Annotated in this window: 1 protein-coding gene; it reads right to left on the reverse strand. The window is 79.7% G+C overall.

Annotation, left to right across the window (positions count from 1 at the left end; genetic code table 11):
- Positions 1-777, reverse strand: a 777-nt coding sequence (gene rsmI / locus ABEB16_RS22320; RefSeq protein ID WP_345714345.1) for a 16S rRNA (cytidine(1402)-2'-O)-methyltransferase, incomplete at its 3' end; no start/stop codon positions are given.
- Positions 778-826: the final 49 nt, after the last annotated feature.

The following is an 826-nucleotide window of genomic DNA, read 5'->3' on the forward strand; positions in this document are numbered from 1 at the left end:
GAGCCGCTCGCCGGCCGCGACGCGCTCGAGGACCTCGGCCAGCAGGGCGCCGCGATCGGCGCCCCGCGCGCTCGCCGGTGCGCCGGCGACGACGATGCACACCTCACCGCGGACCTGGTGCTCCGCCGCCCAGGCGGCCAGCCCGGCCAGCGGCAGGCGCACGACCTCCTCGTGCGTCTTGGTCAGCTCCCGGCACACCGCCGCCGGGCGCTCCGCGCCGAACGCCGCGGCCATCGCCGCCAGCGTGGCGGCGGTGCGGTGCGGCGACTCGAAGAACACCAGCGTCCGCCGCTCGGCGGCCAGCTCGGCGAACAGGCGGGCGCGCTCGCCGGGGCGGCGCGGGCAGAACCCCTCGAAGGCGAAGCGGTCGACGGGCAGCCCGGAGACGGCCAGCGCCGTGAGCACCGCCGACGGCCCGGGCACCGCCGTGACGGGCAGCGCCGCCTCCGCGCACGCCCGCACGAGGCGGTAGCCGGGGTCGGAGACCGACGGCATCCCCGCGTCGGTCACCAGCGCCACCACGGCACCGCCGGCGACGGCGGCCAGCAGCTCCGGCGTGCGGGCCTGCTCGTTGTGCTCGTGGTAGCTGACGACCTCCCCGCGCGGCTGCACGCCCAGCGCGGCGCACAGCCGCCGCAGCCGGCGGGTGTCCTCCGCCGCGACGACGTCCGCCCCCGCCAGGAGCGAGACCAGCCGCGGCGGGGCGTCCAGCACGTTGCCGATGGGCGTCGCGGCGAGCACCAGGCGCCCGCGGCCGCCGTCGCCGGCGTCCGCCACCTCGTCCGCGTCCGCCACCTCGTCCGCGTCCGCCACCTCGTCCGCGTCC

This window comes from Kineococcus glutinatus, assembly GCF_039542765.1.
GTDB lineage: Bacteria > Actinomycetota > Actinomycetes > Actinomycetales > Kineococcaceae > Kineococcus_A > Kineococcus_A glutinatus.